The sequence below is a fragment of the Ensifer adhaerens genome, assembly GCF_028993555.1.
GTDB classification, from domain to species: Bacteria; Pseudomonadota; Alphaproteobacteria; order Rhizobiales; family Rhizobiaceae; genus Ensifer; species Ensifer adhaerens_I.
In genome coordinates this window covers 1,023,278-1,044,649 of record NZ_CP118610.1, presented here as the reverse complement: position 1 = coordinate 1,044,649, position 21,372 = coordinate 1,023,278, and the positions used below count along the sequence as shown (strand labels likewise).

Genomic DNA, 21,372 nt, shown 5'->3' with positions numbered 1-21,372 from the left:
CCTGTGGTCATTGCACCGAAAGCGCAACGTTTTGCGCTGCCTGCAGGGCTGCGGAGTAGTTGTTGACGAGCAGATCCACGGAGGCTGCGGTCGCATCGAAGATCGGTGCCGGGTAGACGCCGAAGAAGATCGTCAGGATCACCAGCGGATAAAGGATGGCCTTTTCGCGCGGCGACAGATCGAGCAGCGCCTTCAGGCTTTCCTTCTCCAACGCACCGAAGATCACCCGGCGATAGAGCCAGAGCGCATAGGCGGCCGAGAGGATCACGCCCGAGGTTGCAAAGAGCGCAACCCAGGTGTTGGCACGGAACGCACCGACGAGGGTCAGCACTTCACCGACGAAGCTAGACGTGCCCGGCAAGCCAACGTTGGCCATGGTGAACACCATGAAGGCGACAGCATACTTCGGCATGTTGTTGACGAGGCCACCATAGGCCGCGATCTCGCGGGTGTGCAGACGGTCATAGACGACGCCGACGCAGAGGAAGAGCGCGCCCGAGACGATGCCGTGCGACAGCATCTGGAAGATCGCACCCTGAACGCCCTGAACATTGGCGGCGAAGATACCCATCGTCACGTAGCCCATGTGCGCTACCGACGAATAGGCGATCAGCTTCTTGATGTCCGTCTGCATCATCGCGACCAGCGAGGTGTAGATGATGGCGACGACTGACAGCGTGAAGACGAACGGCGCGAAATAGTCTGATGCCAACGGGAACATCGGCAGCGAGAAGCGCAGGAAGCCGTAACCGCCGAGCTTCAGGAGGATGCCAGCCAGGATGACCGAGCCCGCCGTCGGCGCCTGAACGTGCGCGTCCGGAAGCCAGGTGTGAACCGGCCACATCGGCATCTTCACCGCGAAGGACGCGAAGAAGGCAAGCCACAGCCACGTCTGCATCTGGCGCGGGAAGTTATAGGCAAGCAACTGCGTGATGTCGGTCGTACCGGCCTGCCAGTACATCGCCATGATCGCGAGCAGCATCAGCACCGAGCCGAGCAGCGTATAGAGGAAGAACTTGTAGCTGGCGTAGACGCGATCCTTGCCGCCCCAGACACCGATGATGAGGAACATCGGGATCAGGCCGGCCTCGAAGAACACGTAGAAGAGCACGATATCGAGCGACACGAAGACGCCGATCATGAACGTTTCCAGGACCAGGAACGCGATCATGTATGCCTTGAGACGCTGCTCGATCGACAGCCAGCTCGCAAGTACGCAGAACGGCATGAGAAAGGCCGAGAGCACAACGAAGAGCACCGAGATGCCGTCGACGCCGAGATGGTAGGAAATGCCGGTACCAAGCCAATCGTGCTTTTCGAGCATCTGGAAGCCGGGGTTCGAGGCGTCGAACTGGTACCAGATGTAGACCGACACCGCGAAGGTGAAGATCGTCGTCAGCAGCGAAACGTTCAGGATGTTCCGGCGGCCGTAGGCGCTGTCTTCCCTGACAAGCAAGAGAAGCAGTACGCCGACGAGCGGCATGAAGGTGACCGCGGAAAGTACGGGCCAATCGGTCATCAGAAGGAACTCCTGAACATCATCCAAGTAACGAGCGCGGCAATGCCGATCAGCATCGCGAACGCGTAGTGATAGAGGTAACCAGTCTGCAGGCGGACAACGCGGTCAGTGACGTTGAGCACGCGAGCGGCAATGCCGTTCGGGCCGTAGCCATCGATCACGCGGCCGTCGCCTTCCTTCCAGAGGAAGGTGCCGAGCCACTTGGCCGAACGCACGAACAGCAGGTCGTAGAGTTCGTCGAAGTACCACTTGTTGAGCAGGAACTGGTAGAGGCCACGATGCTGCTCCGCCAGATACTTCGGCAGTTCCGGTCGGCGGATATACATGTACCAGGCGGTGATCAGACCGAGCGCCATCGCGGCAAACGGGCTCCACTTAACCCACAGCGGAACGTGGTGGTATTCGTGGAGGATTTCGTTTTCAGCCGAGGTGAACAGCGCACCCTTCCAGAACTCGGCATAGCCTTCGCCGAAGAAGTGGTCGTGGAACAGGAAACCTGCGAGCAGTGCACCGGCACCCAGGATGTAGAGCGGCACCAGCATGACCTGCGGCGACTCATGGACGTGATGCATGACGTCCGACGAAGCGCGCGGCTTGCCGTGGAAGGTCATGAAGGTCAGGCGCCAGGAATAGAAGCTCGTGAACAATGCGGCGATAACGAGCAGCGCGAAGGCGAAGCCGGAAACCGGGCTGTGTGCGGCAAAAGTAGACTCGATGATCGCATCCTTCGAGAAGAAACCAGCCGTACCGAAGAGCGTACCGGGAATACCGACACCGGTCAGCGCGATCGTGCCAATGAACATCATCCAGTAGGTGACTGGGATGTGCTTCCTGAGGCCACCCATGTAGCGCATGTCCTGCTCGCCATCGACGGCATGGATGACCGAGCCGGCACCCAAGAACAGGAGAGCCTTGAAGAAGGCGTGCGTGAACAGGTGGAAGATCGCGGCACCATAGGCGCCGACGCCGAGCGCCACGAACATGTAGCCAAGCTGCGAGCAGGTCGAGTAGGCGATCACGCGCTTGATGTCGTTCTGGACGAGACCGACGGTCGCCGCGAAGAAGGCCGTGATCGCACCGATGATCGTGACGACGGTCAGTGCGTCCGGCGACAGTTCGAAGAGCGGCGACATGCGGGCGACGAGGAAGACGCCGGCGGTGACCATGGTTGCGGCATGGATAAGAGCCGAAACCGGGGTCGGGCCTTCCATCGCGTCCGGAAGCCAGGTGTGCAGCAGGAACTGCGCCGACTTGCCCATCGCGCCCATGAAGAGCAGCAGGCAGGCAGCGGTGATCGCGTCAGCCTTATCGAGGTGCATACCGAACAGGGTGACAACCGCCTCCCCTGTTGCAGCGCCTTCGGCCGGCAAATAGGTCTGGGCGGCGGCGAAGATCGTCTCGAAGTTGACCGAGCCGAACAGCACGAAGACGAGGAAGATGCCGAGCGAGAAGCCGAAGTCACCGACGCGGTTGACGATGAAGGCCTTCATCGCCGCAGCGTTCGCCGACGGCTTCTTGTACCAGAAGCCGATGAGCAGGTACGACGCAAGACCCACACCTTCCCAGCCGAAGAACATCTGCACCAGGTTGTCCGACGTGATGAGCATGAGCATCGCGAAGGTGAAGAGCGACAGATAGGCAAAGAAGCGCGGACGATGCGGATCGTGGTGCATGTACCCGATCGAATAGACATGCACGAGCGTCGACACCGTGTTGACGACGACGAACATGACCGATGTCAGCGTATCAACGCGGAACGCCCATTCGACATCGAAGCTGCCGGACTGGATCCAGCGCAGCACCGAAACCTTGATCATCTCCTGGTGGCCGAGCGCCACGTCGAAGAAGACATACCAGGAGAGTGCAGCGGCGATGATCATCAGACCGCTGGTGACATATTCAGATGCCTTGGCGCCGATCGAACTACCGAAGAGGCCGGCGATCAGAAAGCCGATCAAAGGCAGGAAGACGATAGCCTTGATGATGGTATCCATAGCCCAATCAGCCCTTCATCATGTTGACGTCTTCAACAGCGATCGAGCCGCGGTTGCGGTAGAAGACGACGAGAATTGCAAGTCCGATGGCCGCTTCCGCAGCCGCGACGGTCAGGATGAACAGGGCAAAGACCTGGCCAGTGATGTCATTCAGGAACGCCGAGAAGGCGACCATGTTGATGTTGACCGCGAGAAGAATGAGTTCGACCGACATCAGGATGACGATGACGTTCTTCCGGTTCAGGAAGATGCCGAAGACGCCCAGCGTGAACAGGATGGCGCTGACGGTGAGATAGTGGGAAATTCCGATTTCCATTTTTTGTTCCTCGATCTCGCGTCCGGCTTAGATGCCCTGGCCCGGCTTGACCGTGACCACTTCGACGGCGGTCTCGGGCGAGCGGGCAACCTGCTGCGGGATGTTCTGGCGCTTGATGTTTTCGCGGTGGCGCAGGGTCAGCACGATAGCGCCGATCATGGCGACGAGCAGGACCAGACCAGCGATCTGGAAGAAGTAGACGTAGTGGGTATAGAGCACGTCGCCCAGCGCTGCCGTGTTCGTCCGGTCAGCGACGGCCGGGATCGGCATCGAGATCGACTTGGCGATTTCCGGCGAGAACGTTGCGCCGCCGACGACGATGATGAGCTCGGCAGCGAGGATCAGGCCGATCAGCGCGCCGATCGGCGCGTATTCGAGCACACCCGCCCGCAATTCCGCGAAGTCGATGTCGAGCATCATGACGACGAACAGGAAGAGCACCGCGACCGCACCGACATAGACGACCAGCAAGATCATCGCGAGGAATTCGGCGCCGGTCAGCAGGAACAGGCCCGCCGAGTTAAAGAAGGTCAGGATCAGGAACAGAACCGAATAAACCGGGTTCCTGGCCGCAATGACCATAAATGCCGACGCCACCGCGATGAAGGCAAAGAGATAGAAAAAAAGAACCTGCAGACCCATGATCGGTGCCTTCTTCGTCTTGCACGGCGTGAGGCGCTTCCGGCCCCACTCCACAGGCAAAGCCGGACAGGCGTCCGGCCGTTGCCCAAACCTATGTCACATGCACCGCCCTCCCCGGGGCGGCACTACGCTTTGGCCTCAGCGATAGGGCGAGTCCATTGCGATGTTGCGTGCGATTTCCCGTTCCCAACGGTCGCCGTTAGCGAGGAGCTTGTCCTTGTCGTAGTACAGCTCTTCGCGCGTCTCGGTGGCGAACTCGAAGTTCGGACCCTCGACGATGGCATCAACCGGACAGGCTTCCTGGCAGAAGCCGCAATAGATGCACTTCACCATGTCGATGTCGTAGCGAACGGTACGGCGCGTGCCGTCGTTGCGGCGCGGCCCGGCTTCGATGGTGATGGCCTGTGCAGGACAGATCGCCTCGCACAGTTTGCAGGCGATGCAACGCTCTTCGCCGTTCGGATAGCGGCGCAGTGCATGCTCGCCACGGAAACGCGGGCTGACCGGTCCCTTTTCGAAGGGGTAGTTCAACGTAGCCTTCGGCTTGAAGAAATAACGCATCGACAGAAAGAACGCGCCGACGAATTCCTTCAGGAACAGCGAGCTGACGGCTTGCGAAAGACCGGCCATCATTTACCTCCAGAGTTGCCAGCCTGGGAGCGGCCGGCGGTATGCTGCCAAACGTGAGCCATCGTCATGCGGCTCCCGTCAGCTTGAGAACGAATGCAGTGATCACGACCATTGCGAGAGAGATCGGCAGGAAGACCTTCCAGCCGAGACGCATCAGTTGGTCATAGCGGTAGCGCGGAACGAACGCCTTCACCATCGCGAACATGAAGAACACGAAGGATGCCTTCAGCACGAACCAGATGATGCCGGGTACCCAGTTCAGGAACCAGACGTCGACCGGGGGCAGCCAGCCGCCGAGGAACAGGATCGTCGTCAGCGCGCACATCAGGCAGATGGCGGCATATTCGCCGAGCATGAACATCATGTACGGCGTGGAGCCGTATTCGACCATGAAGCCGGCGACGAGTTCGGATTCCGCTTCCGGAAGATCGAAGGGCGGGCGGTTCGTTTCGGCAAGCGCCGAAATGAAGAACACGATGAACATCGGGAACAGCGCCAGCCAGTGCCAGTCGAGGAACGACGCAGGCAGGCCGAGGTTCGTACCGATACCGGTCGACTGCGCGTTGACGATGTCCGTCAGGTTCAGCGAACCGACGCAGAGAAGAACGGTGACGATGACGAAGCCGATCGAGACTTCGTAGGAGACCATCTGTGCCGCGGAACGAAGCGCGCCGAGGAAGGGATACTTGGAGTTCGACGCCCAACCGCCCATGATGATGCCATAAACTTCAAGAGAAGATATGGCGAACACGAAGAGGATGCCGACGTTGATGTTCGCAATCACCCATCCGGCACTGAGCGGGATCACCGCCCAGGCGGCGAGCGCCAGCGTCACGGAGACGAGCGGGGCGAGCAGGAAGATCGCCTTGTTGGCGCCGGCCGGAATTACCGGCTCCTTGAAGACGAACTTCAAAAGGTCGGCGAAGGACTGGAAAAGTCCCCACGGGCCCACCACATTCGGACCGCGACGCAGCTGGACGGCAGCCCAGATCTTGCGGTCTGCGAGCAGAATGTAGGCGATGAAAAGCAGCAGCGCGACCAGGAGCAGCAGCGACTGGGCGACCATGATGATCGCGGGCCAGACATAGGTCGAAACGAAAGCGTCCATGATACTCTATTCCCTCGCGCTCATTCCGCCGCAGCTTTGAAATTGTTGCGTGCCAAAGCCGAGCATTCGGCCATGACGGCGGATGCGCGCGCTATCGGGTTCGTCAAATAGAAGTCTTTGACCGGAGACGCAAACACGGATTTGCCCATCTCACCGGCTTTTTGGCCGAGTGCGGCAATTTCGTCGCCGTTGCCGGTCGCGATCGCGTCGACATCAGCGAAATGCGGGTGAGCCGCATAGAGCTTTGAGCGCAATTCGCCAAGCGAATCAAAGGGCAGCTTCTTGCCGAGAACGTCGGAGAGAGCGCGAATGATCGCCCAGTCCTCACGCGCATCTCCCGGTGCGAAGCCGGCGCGGTTGCCGATCTGAATGCGACCCTCGGTGTTGACCCAGGTGCCGGACTTTTCGGTGTAGGTCGCACCCGGCAGGATGACGTCGGCGGCATGTGCGCCGTTGTCGCCGTGCGAGCCGATGTAGACGGTGAAACCGGACTTGCGTGCAGCAAGATCGATCTCGTCGGCGCCGAGCAGGAAGAGAACGTCAGAGCTGGAAACCATTTCGGCCGCCGACTTGCCGTTCGCGCCCGGCACGAAGCCGAGGTCGAGGCCACCGACGCGGGAAGCAGCCGTGTGCAGAACGGCAAAACCGTTCCATTCGGCAGTAACCGCACCGACCGTGCTCGCGAGCTTGGCGGCGGCAGAAAGAACGGCAGCACCGCCCTCCCCTGCAATCGCGCCCTGGCCGATGAGGATCATCGGACGCTGCGCCTTCTTCAAGGTCGCTGCAAACTTGCCCTTGCCGGAAACGAGTTCGGCAAGCGTTTCGGTACCGGCACCGAGATACTCGTACTCGTAGCGCAGTTCGCCGGGCTCGCCGATCACGGCGATCGGGAAGTTGCCCATGCGGTAACGCTTGCGGATACGGGCATTGAGGACGGAAGCCTCGAAGCGCGGATTGGAACCGATGATCAGCAGCGCATCAGCGCTTTCGATGCCGGCAATGGTGGGGTTGAACAGGTAGCTGGCACGACCGAGCGACGGATCAAGTGCGGCGCCGTCCTGGCGGCAGTCGACGCTCTCGGAGCCGAGCGATGCGATCAACTGCTTCAGCGCGTACATTTCCTCGACCGAGGCAAGGTCGCCGGCGATCGCGCCAATCTTGTCACCGGAGGTCTTGGCAACGGCCGCCTTGACCGCCTGGAAGGCTTCGCCCCAGGTCGCTGGCTGCAGTCGGCCATCCTTCTTGACATAGGGACGATCGAGGCGCTGCGTCTTCAGGCCATCCCAGATGAAGCGGCTCTTGTCGGAGATCCACTCTTCGTTGATGTCCTCATTGACGCGCGGCATGATGCGCATGACTTCGCGGCCGCGGGTGTCGACGCGGATCGCCGAACCGAGCGCATCCATGACGTCGATGGATTCCGTCTTGTTCAACTCCCACGGACGGGCCGTGAAGGCGAAGGGCTTCGAGGTCAGCGCGCCGACCGGGCAGAGGTCAACGACGTTGCCCTGCAGCTCGGAGGTCATCGCCTGCTCGAGATAGGTGGTGATCTCGGCGTCTTCGCCGCGGCCGATCAGGCCAAGCTCGGCAATGCCCGCAACTTCGGTCGTGAAGCGAACGCAGCGCGTGCAGTGGATGCAGCGGTTCATCACGGTCTTGACCAGCGGGCCGATGTACTTGTCTTCGACGGCGCGCTTGTTTTCCTGATAGCGCGAGCTATCGATGCCGAAGGCCATCGCCTGGTCCTGAAGGTCGCATTCGCCGCCCTGGTCGCAGATCGGGCAGTCGAGCGGGTGGTTGATCAGCAGGAATTCCATCACGCCTTCGCGCGCCTTCTTGACCATCGGCGTGGTCGTGAAGACTTCCGGCGCTTCGCCGTTCGGGCCCGGACGAAGGTCGCGCACGCCCATGGCGCAGGACGCGGCGGGCTTGGGCGGCCCTCCCTTCACTTCGATCAGACACATACGGCAGTTGCCGGCGACCGAAAGCCGCTCATGGAAACAGAAGCGCGGAACCTCGGCTCCGGCCTCTTCGCACGCCTGAAGCAGCGTGAAATGATCCGGTACCTCGATCTCTTTTCCGTCGACTTTCAGCTTTGCCATCTTCGTACTCAATCCTGTCTTCCGTCCGTCGACCTATCGGCGACCGACAATTCCAACACAGCCTTGCTGCTTGCGGGCGATGGCCGTCTCCGGTCCCCGCCCCCTATCGTCTCACGCGCCTTTCAGCGCCTTGGCCTGTCCGACCCAATCGTCCCGTTTGATCCGCCCACCGAAGCCAAGCTCGTCGTCGAAGCGGGCAACGTCCGCGTCGTTCCAGCCGGCGATGTCGGCAAAACCGCGGACACCCTTCGCGTTCAGCACCTGCTCGAGCTTCGGGCCGATACCGGAGATCCGCTTGAGGTCGTCGGCGGCTTTCGCCTTGGCGCGCGCAGCGCGAACCTTGACCGCCTTTTCAGCGGCAATCTTTTCAACCACCGGCTTGGCTACTGCCCGCTTGGCAGGCGCGGACGGCTTGGCGACAGGCACCGGCTTTGCTTCCGCCTGTACCGCCGTTGCAACAACGGCAGTTGTCGCGTCAGGGGCTATGGGTTCCGCCCGCTTCTTAGCCGCCTCGACGGCACCCTGCATTGCGCCGATCATGGCGCCTGCAAAGTGGCTGGTCAGACCGAAACCGATGGCCGTCGCAGCCGCCACGGCGGCGGCCGGGTGAACCAGCAGCGGGTGCAGCGGCACCTGCGGCAGGCCATTCATCCATTCGGCCGTGCCGAACGGATCGGCCGGGTCTCCGCCGAGCGGACGTGCGAATGGTATGCCTGCTTCGGCCTGCCCTTTCATCTGTCCCTCCTCGCGTGCACCGGCCATCGCCTGTTACTCCGCCGCTTCCAGAACCGCGCCATGCGACGAGGCATTGCGCGTGTATTCGTCGATCCGCGCTTCCATTTCCGGACGGAAATGCTTGATCAGGCCCTGGATCGGCCAGGCGGCTGCGTCGCCGAGCGCGCAGATCGTGTGGCCTTCAACCTGCTTGGTCACGTCGAACAGCATGTCGATTTCGCGCTTCTGGGCGCGGCCTTGAACCATGCGTTCCATCACGCGCATCATCCAGCCGGTGCCTTCACGGCACGGCGTGCACTGGCCGCAGCTTTCGTGCTTGTAGAAGGCCGAGAGACGCCAGATCGCCTTGATGATGTCGGTCGACCTGTCCATGACGATGACGGCGGCGGTTCCAAGGCTGGAACCGACCTCGCGCAGACCGTCGAAATCCATGATCGCGTCCTTCATCTGCGCGCCGGGCACGCAAGGAACGGACGAACCACCGGGGATGACGGCGAGCAGGTTGTCCCAGCCGCCGCGAATGCCGCCACAGTGCTTCTCGATCAGTTCGTGGAACGGGATCGACATCGCGTCTTCGACCGTGCAGGGGCGGTTGACGTGGCCGGACACCGAATAAAGCTTGGTGCCGTGGTTGTTCGGACGGCCGAAGCTCGTGTACCAGCCAGCACCGCGGCGCAGGATCGTTGGCGTCACAGCGATCGACTCGACGTTGTTGACGGTCGTCGGGCAGCCGTAGAGACCCATGTTAGCCGGGAACGGCGGCTTCAGGCGCGGCTGGCCCTTCTTGCCTTCAAGGCTCTCGAGCAGCGCGGTTTCTTCGCCACAGATATAGGCGCCGGCACCATGGTGCACGTAGATGTCGATATCGTAGCCGAGCTTGTTGTTCTTGCCGAGCAGACCGTAGGCGTAGCATTCGTCGATTGCCGCCTGCAGCGCCTCGCGTTCGCGGATGAACTCGCCGCGCACGTAGATATAGGCGACATGCGCGCCCATGGCGAAGCTGGCGATGACGCAGCCTTCGATCAGCGTGTGCGGATCGTGGCGCATGATGTCACGGTCCTTGCAGGTGCCGGGCTCGGACTCGTCGGCGTTGACGACGAGGTAGTGCGGACGCCCATCGCTTTCCTTCGGCATGAAGGACCACTTGAGGCCAGTCGGGAAGCCGGCGCCGCCACGGCCGCGAAGGCCGGAGGCCTTCACTTCGTTGACGATCCAGTCGCGGCCCTTTTCGAGCAACTGCTTGGTACCATCCCAGTGGCCGCGCGCCATGGCGCCCTTCAGGGACTTGTCCTTGAGGCCGTAGATGTTGGTAAAGATGCGGTCTTCATCTCTGAGCATAATTCACCTCTTTACCGCGGCTTCTTGCCGAAGACCTTGATGTATTCGGCTTCACCGCCCTTGGCGAGCGCCTTGGCCTGCTTGACCCAGTCGTCGCGCTCGATGCGGCCTTTGAAATTCAGGTATCCGTCAACCCATTCGCGCTCCGCCTTCTTCCACGAGGCAACTTGCGCGTAGGTGTAGATACCCAGTTCGTTCAGCGTGCCCTCGATCTTCGGACCGACGCCCGAGATCAGCTTGAGGTCGTCGACAGCAGCCGGCTTTTCGATGCCAGCCGGACGGTTCTTGTCCTCAAGCGACGGCTTGCCGGAAACGGCGGCCGCCTTGGCGGGCTTCGACTTGTCGACGGTGTCGCCTTCGACCTTCGCGTTGGCGGCAGCTTCTGCCTTTGCCGTCGCCGGCGTCTTCAGCGCTGGATTGGTCTCGGTCGCAGCCGTCTTGGCGCGGCCGGCATTCGACGGCGGCACGGAAACCGCCGGTTCAGCGTTCGCCTTCTTCACGGTGGTCGCGGACTTGGCCGGAGCCGCTTCCGCAAGCGTCAGGGTGGTCGGGCCACCTTCCGGTGCGGAATAGATGCGATCGATCTGCGGACCCGGGGTGACTTCGGCACCCTTGCCTGCTTCGAAACGGTCGATAATCTGCTCGAGTTGCTCGGGCGTCAGGTCTTCGAAGGTATCCTTGAAGATCATGACCATCGGCGCGTTGACGCAGGCGCCCTGACATTCGACTTCTTCCCAGGAGAGCGTTCCGCTCTCATTGAGGGTGAAGGGATCATGGGCGATCTTGCTCTTGCAGACCTTGATCAGGTCTTCGGCGCCGCGCAGCATGCAGGGCGTCGTGCCACAAACCTGAACGTGCGCACGCGTGCCGACCGGCTTCAGCTGGAACTGGGTGTAGAAGGTCGCGACTTCGAGCGCGCGGATATAGGCCATGCCCAGCATGTCGGCGATCGACTCAATGGCGGCCTTGGTGACCCAGCCGTCCTGGTCCTGAGCGCGCATCAACAACGGGATGACGGCGGACTGCTCACGACCCTTGGGGTATTTCTTGATCGTTTCCTTCGCCCAGGCGGCGTTCTCCTTGCTGAAGGCAAAGCTCGCTGGCTGGACGGTGTCTTCGGCTAGTCGACGAACGGACATTCTAGTGGACACCTTATCAGTTAATCGAACCGCACCGCGATTTCGTCACCGAGACGAATTCGCAGGCATAGGCTGACTGGTCTTTCTGCAAAAATACGATGTAGCGCGTGCCATTGGCGACCGCGGCCTTGATCTCGTAGCCTTTGGCCACGAGGTCGGCCATCGAGCCCCCGCGCATGCCGCCCGACGTCGCGCCGCTATCGACGGATTCCTGTGCGGAAGCGGTCGATGCAATCGCGAGAAGAGCAAGCGTGGCCAGGGGCGCGAGACGCATCAGCGGTCCACCTCACCGAATACGATATCGAGGGAGCCCAGCACGGCCGAAACGTCGGCAAGCTGGTGTCCCCGACAGAGGAAATCCATCGCCTGGAGATGTGCGTAACCCGGGGCGCGGATCTTGCAGCGATAGGGCTTGTTGGTGCCGTCGGAGACGAGGTAGACGCCGAACTCGCCCTTCGGCGCTTCAACGGCGGCGTAAACTTCGCCGGCCGGCACGTGATAGCCTTCGGTGTAGAGCTTGAAGTGGTGGATGAGTGCTTCCATCGAACGCTTCATCTCGCCGCGCTTCGGCGGGACGATCTTGCCGTCGAGCGACGAAACCGGACCGACCTTGGCGTCGCCGAGCAGGCGATCGACGCACTGGCGCATGATACGCGCCGACTGGCGCATCTCGATCATGCGGATCAGGTAGCGATCGAAGCAGTCGCCGTTCTTCCCGATCGGGATATCGAATTCGAGATCCGAATAGCACTCGTAGGGTTGCGAGCGACGCAGGTCCCAGGCTGCACCCGAACCGCGAACCATCACGCCCGAGAAGCCCCAGGCCCAGGCGTCGTCCAGCTTGACGACGCCGATATCGACGTTGCGCTGCTTGAAGATGCGGTTGCCGGTCAGGAGCTCGTCGATATCGTCGACGGTCTTGAGGAACGGATCGATCCACTTGCCGATGTCTTCGACGAGTTCGTGCGGCAGGTCCTGGTGGACGCCGCCCGGACGGAAATAGGCCGAGTGCATGCGCGCGCCGCAGGCACGCTCATAGAACACCATCAGCTTCTCACGCTCTTCGAAGCCCCAGAGCGGCGGCGTCAGCGCGCCGACGTCCATGGCCTGTGTCGTGACGTTCAGAAGATGCGACAGGATGCGGCCGATTTCCGAGTAGAGAACACGGATGAGCTGGCCGCGGATCGGAACTTCGGTCGCCGTCAGCTTCTCGATCGCCAGTGCATAGGCATGCTCCTGGTTCATCGGCGCCACGTAATCGAGGCGGTCGAAATAGGGCACGGCCTGCAGATAAGTCTTGGTCTCGATCAGCTTTTCGGTGCCGCGGTGCAGCAGGCCGATATGCGGATCGACGCGTTCGACGATTTCGCCATCAAGCTCGAGCACCAGACGAAGAACGCCGTGCGCCGCCGGATGCTGCGGACCGAAGTTGATGTTGAAGTTGCGGACGTTATGTTCGGTCATACCGATTGCTCCAGGCCGGACGGCAGCCGTTTCGGCGGCTACCGCGGGCCATTAAAGTCTCACCGTGCTTTCGCCTTCTCGTCGCCGGGCAGCACGTAATCCGTGCCTTCCCAGGGAGAGAGGAAGTCGAAGTTGCGGAATTCCTGCTTGAGTTCGACGGGTTCGTAGACGACGCGCTTGGCTTCGTCGTCGTAACGCACCTCGACGAAACCGGTGACCGGGAAGTCCTTGCGCAGCGGATGTCCTTCGAAACCGTAGTCCGTCAGGATGCGGCGCAGGTCCGGGTGGCCGGTGAACAGGATGCCGTACATGTCGTAGGCTTCGCGCTCGAACCAGTCGGCGCCGGGGTAGACCGGCGTTGCCGACGGCACCGGCTCGTTCTCGCCGGTCGAGACCTTGACGCGAACGCGCAGGTTCTGGCGCGGCGAGAGCAGGTGGTAGACGACATCGAAACGGTCCGGACGCTGCGGCCAATCAACGCCGCAGACGTCAACGAAGTTGACGAAGGCGCATTGCACGTCGTCGCGCAGGAAAGTCAGCAGCGCGATGAGGTTGGCAGACGTCGTCGTCAGGGTCAGCTCGCCGAAGTTCAGCGATGCATCGGAAATCAGCGCACCGCGCGTTTCGCGCAGGTAGGACGCAAGCTCGTTCAGGGCTTCACTCATATCAAAGACCCCCTGCCCTTAGCGCTCGATCGTGCCGGTCCGGCGGATCTTCTTCTGCAGCAGAAGCACGCCGTAAAGCAGCGCTTCTGCCGTGGGAGGACAGCCTGGCACGTAGATATCAACGGGAACGACGCGGTCGCAGCCGCGAACAACCGAATAGGAATAATGATAGTAGCCGCCGCCATTGGCGCAGGAGCCCATCGAGATGACGTAACGCGGCTCCGGCATCTGGTCATAGACCTTGCGGAGCGCTGGCGCCATCTTGTTGGTCAGCGTGCCGGCGACGATCATGACGTCGGACTGGCGCGGTGAGGCGCGCGGCGCAAAGCCGAAGCGCTCCGCGTCGTAACGCGGCATCGACATCTGCATCATCTCGACCGCGCAGCAGGCGAGACCGAAGGTCATCCACATCAGCGAGCCGGTACGGGCCCAGTTGATGAGCTCATCGGTCGAGGTGACCAGAAAGCCCTTGTCGGCGAGCTCATTGTTGATCTCGCCGAAGAATGCGTCATTGCTGCCGATCGGCTTGCCGGTCGAGGGATCGATGATCCCCTTGGCCTTGGGCGCAACGAGCGTGGTGCCGGATGCTGCTAGTTCCATTCCAGCGCTCCCTTCTTCCATTCATAGATAAAGCCGATCGTCAGCACGCCGAGGAAGACCATCATCGACCAGAAACCGAACCAGCCCAGCTCATGGAACGAGACCGCCCAAGGGAAGAGGAAGGCGACTTCGAGATCGAAGATGATGAAGAGGATCGACACGAGATAGAAGCGGATGTCGAACTTCATGCGAGCGTCGTCAAACGCATTGAAGCCGCACTCGTAGGCCGACAGTTTTTCCGAATCAGGAGCCTTGAAGGCGACGGCAAAGGGGGCAATCAGAAGAGCCACACCGATCACCAGTGCGATTCCAATGAAAATCGCGATCGGAACGTAGGAACCGAGAAGTTCAGTCATTGTTATCCGTCCCTGCCTGCGGGAGGGCGCATGGGAGAGCGCCAGAACAACAAATCTCGCAGGCCGAAAAATATGTTGCAACGCCGGAGTGGTTAGCGCAGCACGCGCCTGCGCGCAAGCCTTCAACGGCCATTTAAACCGGTTCACGGCACAGGATCAAACCGGTGGTGCAGACAAAGCGCGGATTTGCGGGCCAGCGCCGACTTTACCGTAAAACAAACCGACGCGAGACAGATTGCCGCAGCGCACAATGCGACCCGATGGATCGCAACAATGACAGGAGGGAGAGAAGAAGAAATGGCGCGAGTGACGGGGCTCGAACCCGCGACCTCCGGCGTGACAGGCCGGCACTCTAACCGACTGAGCTACACCCGCGCATGATGATCGCGAACGATCATTATTATCACCATCGGCGCTTCCTGAGAATGCCTAGGCAGATCCAGATCAAGAGTGGCGCGAGTGACGGGGCTCGAACCCGCGACCTCCGGCGTGACAGGCCGGCACTCTAACCGACTGAGCTACACCCGCATCATCTTGACTTGGCTGGAGCGTTTCCGCCCCGCATCGAGCAGCAGCGCCGTTCGATGAGCGGCTAACTAAGCGGTTCGGATTGGGGTGTCAAGCGTGTTTGAAGACAAATCCGTGACGGAATGAAAAATGATCCACAGGGCAACGAAACGATCAAAATCGGAAAGGAGCAACGACGCCCGTCGCCCCTTTAGGTCATCTTGCGCGATCGTCGCTTTTCGTCAGCGCCCGTGTACACATCGAGATTCGCAAACTTGCTGCCCCGCCCTCCCCGCTGGTCTGCATTGGCCTCAGATCTGCTCTTTTTCTCCACAAGCGCGAACCCCGGCAATTCAGGGCGTCGCGCGACCACCAACAAAAAAAATCATAAAAACGATACAAATGCTCTTGCGGTTTTTTTCGGTTACGCCTAGATCACGGCCACCGACGCGGCGGACTGATCCGGTCCAAACGCGGAAGGGCGATTAGCTCAGTTGGTAGAGCGCCTCGTTTACACCGAGGATGTCGGGAGTTCGAGTCTCTCATCGCCCACCATTTCCCCCGAAGATCGATGTCATATAAGATCACCGCAGTAGCCGCGTGCTTACCTATGCCGTTCTCACCTGCTGCTTCAGAATCCGTCTTCGCGATGACTGTCGTATTTTAAACGAGCGGGAATCAGGGCTTCGACGATCACCGTCGAAGCTAGCTGTGGCGACTCGCGGCAATCAACCGAGGCCACGGACGATAGGGCCGACAGTATTTCTTCGGACCTGACCTATGCGCCGCGATACTGCTCGTCGGTCACATGCTCCAGCCAATCCACAGCCTTGCCATCGAGCGCCTCCTGAATCGCAAGATGCACCATTGCGGTGTCGGGCGCGGCACCGTGCCAATGTTTTTCGCCCGGCGGGAACCAGACGACGTCGCCGACGCGAATCTCGCGCACCGGGCCACCCCAGCTTTGTGCGAGTCCGCGGCCAGAGGTCACGACCAATGTCTGGCCGAGCGGGTGCGTGTGCCAGGCGGTGCGGGCGCCCGGTTCGAAAGTGACGCTGACGGCGCGGACCCGCGCCGGGTCTGCGGCCTCGATGACAGGGTTCTGCCGCACGGTGCCGGTGAAATACTCGGCCGGAGCGCGCATCGAAGGTCTCGATCCACCGGGTATGATATCCATCTCACGTTCCTCCGGGTTTTCGTCTGCGGCGCTTCTCTTCAGTGAAAACGCGTCACGGCGAACAGGCGCTGCGTCGGCCGCGACCCTATCATAACCTGTGGATAGTGACAGTCGGGCAGGCACTGCGGGCGATCTCGCAAAGATGTTCGTGGTGCGTCAGATAGATCACCTGGCCCACACGTGCCATTTCGGCCATCTGTTCGAAGGCGCGGCCGGCGCGCCGGTCGTCGAAGGTTTCCATGATGTCGTCCGCAATAAACGGCAGCGATTCGCGTGCTGCCGCGATCTCGTGATAGCCGGCGATTCTCAGCGCCAGATAAAGTTGGAATCGGGTGCCCTTGGAGAGATCCTTGGCAAGTTTCGATCCGCCGCCAGCGGCATTGGCGATCAGGAACTCCTGCCCTTTGTCGGACTGCGCCGAAAGGCCGGAATATTCTCCGCCGCTGATCCGGCTGAAAGTCTCGGAAGCGCGGCGCATCATCGCGCTGCGGTGCCGCTCGCGAAAAAGCCGCAACGCGGTCTCGGCCGCGATGACGCCGGCTCTGAGCCGGAGATAGGCAAGCGCCCTGTTCTCGATGTCGAGCAGCAACGTCCGTCGCTTCTGATCAAGCTCTGCAACCGTATCTCCGCCCTCGACATCGGCGAGCGCCTTCTCCTTGCCCCGCATGTCCGTGTGCAACTCGCTGACGTCGCGGTCGCTGTCTTCAAGTGCTGCATCGAGCCGCGCCAGTTCCAACCGGACCGTAGCGTCATCGAGCTCGGCGAGTAACGCTTCCGCCTCGGAGCACGCGGCGACGCCCAATCGGGAAGCGATATCCGCTTCCAGTTCGGCGATTCGCAGGCGCAGGCGCTCCTGCTCGCGCGCCGCCTCGAACTGCTGCATGGCATCGTCTACCGTTTCACAGTCAAAAAACTCGAGGACGAGGCGCCTGCGCGCGATGTGGAGCTCTTGCTCGGCACAGATCGCGCGTTGCTCGTCGTCCAGACGGGCAAGCTCCGACAGGAATGTCGCCCGGCGGTCGGCAAGCCGCTGCGCCTCGGCCGCTCGCGCCTTGAGCGCGGCAAACGTTGCGAGCGCATCGTCGGCCGGTGGTCCGCCGGCGAGGTCGGCGATGGCGTGCTCAAAAGCCGCCTGATCCTTGCGCATCCCGGCGACACGATACTCGAGATCGGCCTTGCGCTGCACGAGCTTATCCAGGTCCTGCAGGACCGCAAGCATTGCGCCAATCTGCTCCGGCAGAAGCAGTTCGCTGCGTTCGGCAAGCCAGCTTTTGGCAAGAAGCGTATTCCATTGTTCCTGCCAGGTGACCATTTCGGCTTCCGCAAGATCCAGGGTCGAGCGTCGACCTTCAAGGAGCATAGCGCTGCGCTTTGCCGCCTCACGGGCCGCGTTGCGGGCGGCGGCGGCGGTCTGTGCCTGCGACACGATCCCCTCCGCGATCTGCATGAGATCTTCGAGACGCTCCGAAAGCCCTTCTCTTATGCCGATGCCGGCGAGGTCGTCGCTGAGCCCGCGAATAGCTTCCACCTCCTCGGCGTGCGCCCGGTCGAATTCCAGACGGACAGAGCGCAATTGCGCGCGAAGTTCGAGTGCCGAAACCCGGACAGCGAGCCAGGCTTCCAGCCGCGACAAGGTCGTAACGGCTGGTAAACCGCACGACGTGGCGAAATCTTCCAGAGACTGCGCCTGTGCCGCCACCTCCTCGATGCATCGCTGCAGCTGCTCGCGCAGCGACGCAAGACGGGCGCGACGCTCGGCCAGCGAAAGAGACAGGCCGCGCATGTCGGCAAGCCGCGTCGTTTCGGCGAGGCGCAGCGTGGTAACCTCGTCGTCCCTGCCCATCGCCTCTTCGAAAGCGACAGCCGTTTCCTGAAGAAGCCGGCCTTTGTGCTGTTCCCAAGCGTCGTCACGACGGCGACGCAGTGCCGCAGCCGAAGCATCGTCCAGAGTGCCGCCAACGGCAGACAGCGCGGCCAGCCGCGCCTCCTCGCCCGCAAGCAGTTCCTGCTCGCCGGCAATGCGATCGGATACCCGCGCTTGCCGCTCTTCCAAGGTGGCCGCCGCCTTGCGCCAGGCCTCAAGCGCTCCCGGCGGAGGAGCGGTGAGCGCCAGCAGATCGTCGGCACTGCCAACGAAGGGCCTCAGTTGCAGCAGCTTGTCGGCAAGTTCCGCCTCCAGCCGGTCGAGCGACTGCGCGGCGGCCCGTTTCCGCAGCAGGCAGTCACTACGCCGCAGCAGCGCTAACCGCCCGGACAGACCCGACGCATCCGCCAGCCCACCTTCTGCATCGATCCGTGTCAGTTCGCGCTCAGCAGCCCGGTTTTCCTCGGCGGCGGTTTGCAATTCGTGACGGGCCGAAACGCACCGCTCGGCCAAGGCAGAATGCCGGCGCGCGAGATCCTGAAGTCGCGCGCCAATCCCTGTCGGCAACAGCAGATCGGCGGGATTGCGGTCGCCCGCTTCACCGAGCCGCAGCAGGCAACCGCCGATCTCCATCGACGTCCTCGCCAACTCTTCCAATCGTGACGGCATATCGCGTTCGGCCGTGACATAACGCGCATCGAGCGCGGTCTCCTGCAGCGCAGTCAACCGTTCCGCCAGGCATAGCCCTTGCCTGTCGGGCGGAAATTCTTCCAGCGCGTCGCGGCGGCGCTGCATTTCGCTTTCGTTCTGCCGAAGCCTGAGCTCGATCTCCGCCTCCTGGCGGCGCAGCGCCGGCAGTTCGGCTGCCCACTCGGCCGGCGGGACCGGTAGCACCGGCGCGCCTGCCAGTTCCGTGCGCAGCGCACGCAGCCGGCCAAAGTACGGCAGGGCCTCGACCTCCGCCTTCAGGCGAGCCTGCGTAACCCGAAGCTCGGCGCGACGTGTGATCGCCTCCTCATGACGGTCGCGTGCTTGCGCCAGCGTCTTGCGCAGCGCCGCATACTCGCGGGCATTGATATCGACGGCGTTTCGCTCTGTCCTCAAGGCGTCAAGCTGCGCCTTCAGCTCTGCAAGTTGATGCTTGCGCGCCTGCGGCCGGTAGAAGGCGTCAGCCTGGCCGCGCAAGCTCGCAAGGATCGCCGTGCTGTCCGGCAGGCCCGAGCTTGCGGAAAACAACAGAGATCCCAGCTCTCCCTCGCTCTTCAGGATCGCCTCGCCACCCTTCTCGATGCTCTCGTCGTCGAGCGAAAACATCGTCTGATACGTGTCGCGGTCGATCGCGCCCAGCACACCCGAGAAGAGATTGTCCGGCAACGGTTGATCATCGATGCCGACCAGCGAATTCGCCTTGCGTTTGACCCGGAACACGCGGTGCGTCCGATCAGCCGCCTCGATGGTACCCCCGACCCGCATCGTCGGATAGGGATGCAGGAACCCATAGGGGCTCGCGTGCTCGATCCCGAAGAGCAGATCGAGGAAGCCCGAGAACATCGTCGACTTGCCGGCCTCGTTCGGCCCGTAGACGATGTGCAGATCGGGCACACCGGCCATGCGCCCACCGAAGTCGAGGCGGCGATCGGTAAACTTGCCGTAACGGACGAGGTCGAGCGCGCTGAGCCGCATCAGTGGATGCCCTCGCCGGAACCGCCGCCATGAAGGTGGGCAAGCACCTCCGTGCCCCCCGACGCGCTGGCCTCGAAAGCAAGTTGCTCGATCGCGTCTTCGTCGGGCGCCAGCGCCTGACGCAACTCAGGAGGCAGCTGTTGCAGCAGATCTTCCACGGCTGCCCGAATGTCCTGGCGAAACCCGTGAGCCGGCAGAACATCGGCCTCGACGAGGGCCACAAGCTCGTCGACCGGGTCCAGCATTGCACCCGCTTTTTCCACGAGGGGATTGCGGCAGGCAAGTTCGAGCTTCTCGATCCAGCAGCCGACGATGCCGGATGCGATATTGTCGATCTCGGCGCGCAGCAAATCCGTGTCGCGGCGAAGGCGCCAGGCCAGCGGTGTTGCCCCCGTCAGCATTACGCGCAGGATCACATTTTCCGCTGCGGTATCCACGCAGACCCTTGCCAGCGCGTGCCTGACCGCATCGAGCACGTCACCCCACTCGAAGAGGCCCGTGATATCGACTGACAAGCGCTCGAAACTGGCGATGCCGATCGGCAGTTCGTCAATCTCGGCCCGGCCATCGTCACCGATCGCCACCAGCGTCACGCTCTTCACGCCGGCTTCGTTGACATCCCGGCCCTGCGGTATGCCGGGCATGACGACGAAGGGGCCCGTCGCATGGATCTGGCGTTGATGGATGTGGCCGAGCGCCCAGTAGTCAAAACCGTGGGCCACGAGGTCGGCAGCGCTGCAGGGCGCGTAGGGATCATGACCGGCCGCCCCCGCAAGGCTCGTGTGCAGCATGCCGATGTTGATCGCGCCAGGCGCAGGTGGCTGGAAGGCGGGAAGCAGACTTTCCGGCGCGTGCGAATTCTCGAAACTGACCCCATGCACATAGACGTCGCGACCGCTTGCCAAGGTCTTGGCAAGAACGGCCCTTGCCTTGCCTTTGAAGACGTGCGCCGAGGGCGGAAGGGTCAGCTCCTTGGTCACCTGTGACTGAGCGTCGTGGTTGCCACGAATGATGAAGGTCCGGATCCCCGCCTCATCCAGCCGGCGTAATTCGCGCCCAAGAAACAGCGCCGTGTTCATCGACGTCTGGCTGCCGTCATAGAGGTCACCCGCGATCAGCAGTGCATCGACCTGTTCGGAAACGCAGAGATCGACGATCTTGACGAAGGCGCGCCGGGAGGCGCCGCGCACGATTTCGGCGAGGTCGGCGTTTCGGAGGGCGAGGCTACGAAGGGGCGAATCGAGATGAAGATCTGCGGTATGGACGAAGCGGAAGGGCATGGCCGACCATGGCCCGGCAAGCCGTCGCCCGTCAATCAGCGCCGACCCTTCATCCACGTGCGAGATTGGCCGGCGCTAGATAAGCATATTTCAGATCACCCAAGTAAAGCCAAGACTAATACAGAACTTCCCTGCAAGGATGGGTGCAAACGAATGGTCAACAGCACCGCCAGAGTACCTGCAAATATCAGATTATACTCACTTTAATCGATTAGGGCTTTTGTAACATCTTGTTCGCTAGGTTTCCGCCGGC

18 protein-coding genes and 3 tRNA genes are annotated in these 21,372 nt (G+C 61.8%); 1 reads left to right on the top strand and 20 read right to left on the bottom strand.

Translation table 11 applies throughout. The features are described from left to right. Nucleotides 1-7: 7 nt before the first annotated feature. The 17 genes from PWG15_RS04970 to PWG15_RS04890 form a co-directional block, all read right to left on the bottom strand. Nucleotides 8-1,519, bottom strand: a complete 1,512-nt coding sequence (locus PWG15_RS04970) for an NADH-quinone oxidoreductase subunit M (protein ID WP_275023381.1) — start codon at nt 1,517-1,519, stop codon at nt 8-10. Beyond that, a complete protein-coding gene (nuoL, locus tag PWG15_RS04965; protein WP_275023380.1) occupies nt 1,519-3,513 on the bottom strand; it encodes an NADH-quinone oxidoreductase subunit L in 1,995 nt (664 codons plus the stop codon). Before nuoL ends, PWG15_RS04970 begins: the two co-directional genes overlap by 1 nt. Before the next feature lie 7 nt (nt 3,514-3,520). After that, complete coding sequence (gene nuoK, locus PWG15_RS04960; protein WP_034803568.1) at nt 3,521-3,829, bottom strand: NADH-quinone oxidoreductase subunit NuoK; 309 nt, start codon at nt 3,827-3,829, stop codon at nt 3,521-3,523. A gap of 27 nt (nt 3,830-3,856) precedes the next feature. Continuing rightward, the gene (locus PWG15_RS04955) at nt 3,857-4,471 is read right to left on the bottom strand and encodes an NADH-quinone oxidoreductase subunit J (RefSeq protein WP_113536951.1); all 615 of its coding nucleotides are present in this window, start codon (nt 4,469-4,471) and stop codon (nt 3,857-3,859) included. A 138-nt stretch (nt 4,472-4,609) separates the two neighbouring features. After that, nucleotides 4,610-5,101 (bottom strand): NADH-quinone oxidoreductase subunit NuoI, encoded by a 492-nt coding sequence (gene nuoI, locus PWG15_RS04950; RefSeq protein ID WP_025426590.1) that lies wholly within the window; start codon nt 5,099-5,101, stop codon nt 4,610-4,612. Between the two features lie 64 nt (nt 5,102-5,165). Next, nucleotides 5,166-6,209, bottom strand: coding sequence for an NADH-quinone oxidoreductase subunit NuoH (gene nuoH / locus PWG15_RS04945; protein WP_275023379.1), 1,044 nt, complete (start codon nt 6,207-6,209; stop codon nt 5,166-5,168). Between the two features lie 20 nt (nt 6,210-6,229). Then, entirely contained in the window at nt 6,230-8,311 is a 2,082-nt protein-coding gene (gene nuoG, locus PWG15_RS04940; protein ID WP_275023378.1) for an NADH-quinone oxidoreductase subunit NuoG, read from the bottom strand. A 111-nt stretch (nt 8,312-8,422) separates the two neighbouring features. Beyond that, nucleotides 8,423-9,073: a helix-hairpin-helix domain-containing protein gene (locus PWG15_RS04935; RefSeq protein ID WP_275023377.1), complete on the bottom strand. Its 651-nt coding sequence runs from the start codon at nt 9,071-9,073 to the stop codon at nt 8,423-8,425. 6 nt (nt 9,074-9,079) lie between these two features. Further along, nucleotides 9,080-10,384 carry an NADH-quinone oxidoreductase subunit NuoF gene (nuoF, locus tag PWG15_RS04930; RefSeq protein ID WP_275023376.1) on the bottom strand — a complete coding sequence of 435 codons (1,305 nt, stop codon included), beginning with the start codon at nt 10,382-10,384 and terminating at the stop codon, nt 9,080-9,082. An 11-nt stretch (nt 10,385-10,395) separates the two neighbouring features. Further along, nucleotides 10,396-11,523, bottom strand: coding sequence for an NADH-quinone oxidoreductase subunit E (locus tag PWG15_RS04925; RefSeq protein WP_275023375.1), 1,128 nt, complete (start codon nt 11,521-11,523; stop codon nt 10,396-10,398). A gap of 16 nt (nt 11,524-11,539) precedes the next feature. Then, nucleotides 11,540-11,797 carry a hypothetical protein gene (locus tag PWG15_RS04920; protein ID WP_275023374.1) on the bottom strand — a complete coding sequence of 86 codons (258 nt, stop codon included), beginning with the start codon at nt 11,795-11,797 and terminating at the stop codon, nt 11,540-11,542. Further along, on the bottom strand, nt 11,797-12,987 hold the full coding sequence (locus PWG15_RS04915) for an NADH-quinone oxidoreductase subunit D (protein ID WP_060522193.1): 1,191 nt from the start codon (nt 12,985-12,987) through the stop codon (nt 11,797-11,799). Before PWG15_RS04915 ends, PWG15_RS04920 begins: the two co-directional genes overlap by 1 nt. Before the next feature lie 59 nt (nt 12,988-13,046). Next, the gene (locus tag PWG15_RS04910) at nt 13,047-13,652 is read right to left on the bottom strand and encodes an NADH-quinone oxidoreductase subunit C (RefSeq protein ID WP_275023373.1); all 606 of its coding nucleotides are present in this window, start codon (nt 13,650-13,652) and stop codon (nt 13,047-13,049) included. Between the two features lie 18 nt (nt 13,653-13,670). After that, complete coding sequence (locus PWG15_RS04905; RefSeq protein WP_275023372.1) at nt 13,671-14,252, bottom strand: NuoB/complex I 20 kDa subunit family protein; 582 nt, start codon at nt 14,250-14,252, stop codon at nt 13,671-13,673. Further along, complete coding sequence (locus PWG15_RS04900; RefSeq protein WP_034803593.1) at nt 14,243-14,608, bottom strand: NADH-quinone oxidoreductase subunit A; 366 nt, start codon at nt 14,606-14,608, stop codon at nt 14,243-14,245. Before PWG15_RS04900 ends, PWG15_RS04905 begins: the two co-directional genes overlap by 10 nt. A 298-nt stretch (nt 14,609-14,906) precedes the next feature. Next, nucleotides 14,907-14,983: transfer RNA gene (locus PWG15_RS04895), tRNA-Asp, on the bottom strand. Nucleotides 14,984-15,059: 76 nt separating this feature from the next. Further along, nucleotides 15,060-15,136: transfer RNA gene (locus PWG15_RS04890), tRNA-Asp, on the bottom strand. 458 nt (nt 15,137-15,594) lie between these two features. Here PWG15_RS04890 and PWG15_RS04885 point away from each other — a divergent pair. Beyond that, nucleotides 15,595-15,670, top strand: a tRNA-Val gene (locus tag PWG15_RS04885). Nucleotides 15,671-15,893: 223 nt separating this feature from the next. Here the strand turns inward: PWG15_RS04885 and PWG15_RS04880 are convergent. The 3 genes from PWG15_RS04880 to PWG15_RS04870 form a co-directional block, all read right to left on the bottom strand. Beyond that, complete coding sequence (locus tag PWG15_RS04880) at nt 15,894-16,292, bottom strand: (R)-mandelonitrile lyase (protein ID WP_275023371.1); 399 nt, start codon at nt 16,290-16,292, stop codon at nt 15,894-15,896. Between the two features lie 88 nt (nt 16,293-16,380). Next, nucleotides 16,381-19,839: an ATP-binding protein gene (locus tag PWG15_RS04875; RefSeq protein ID WP_275023370.1), complete on the bottom strand. Its 3,459-nt coding sequence runs from the start codon at nt 19,837-19,839 to the stop codon at nt 16,381-16,383. After that, nucleotides 19,839-21,119 (bottom strand): metallophosphoesterase family protein, encoded by a 1,281-nt coding sequence (locus PWG15_RS04870; RefSeq protein ID WP_275024358.1) that lies wholly within the window; start codon nt 21,117-21,119, stop codon nt 19,839-19,841. Before PWG15_RS04870 ends, PWG15_RS04875 begins: the two co-directional genes overlap by 1 nt. Nucleotides 21,120-21,372 lie beyond the last annotated feature (253 nt).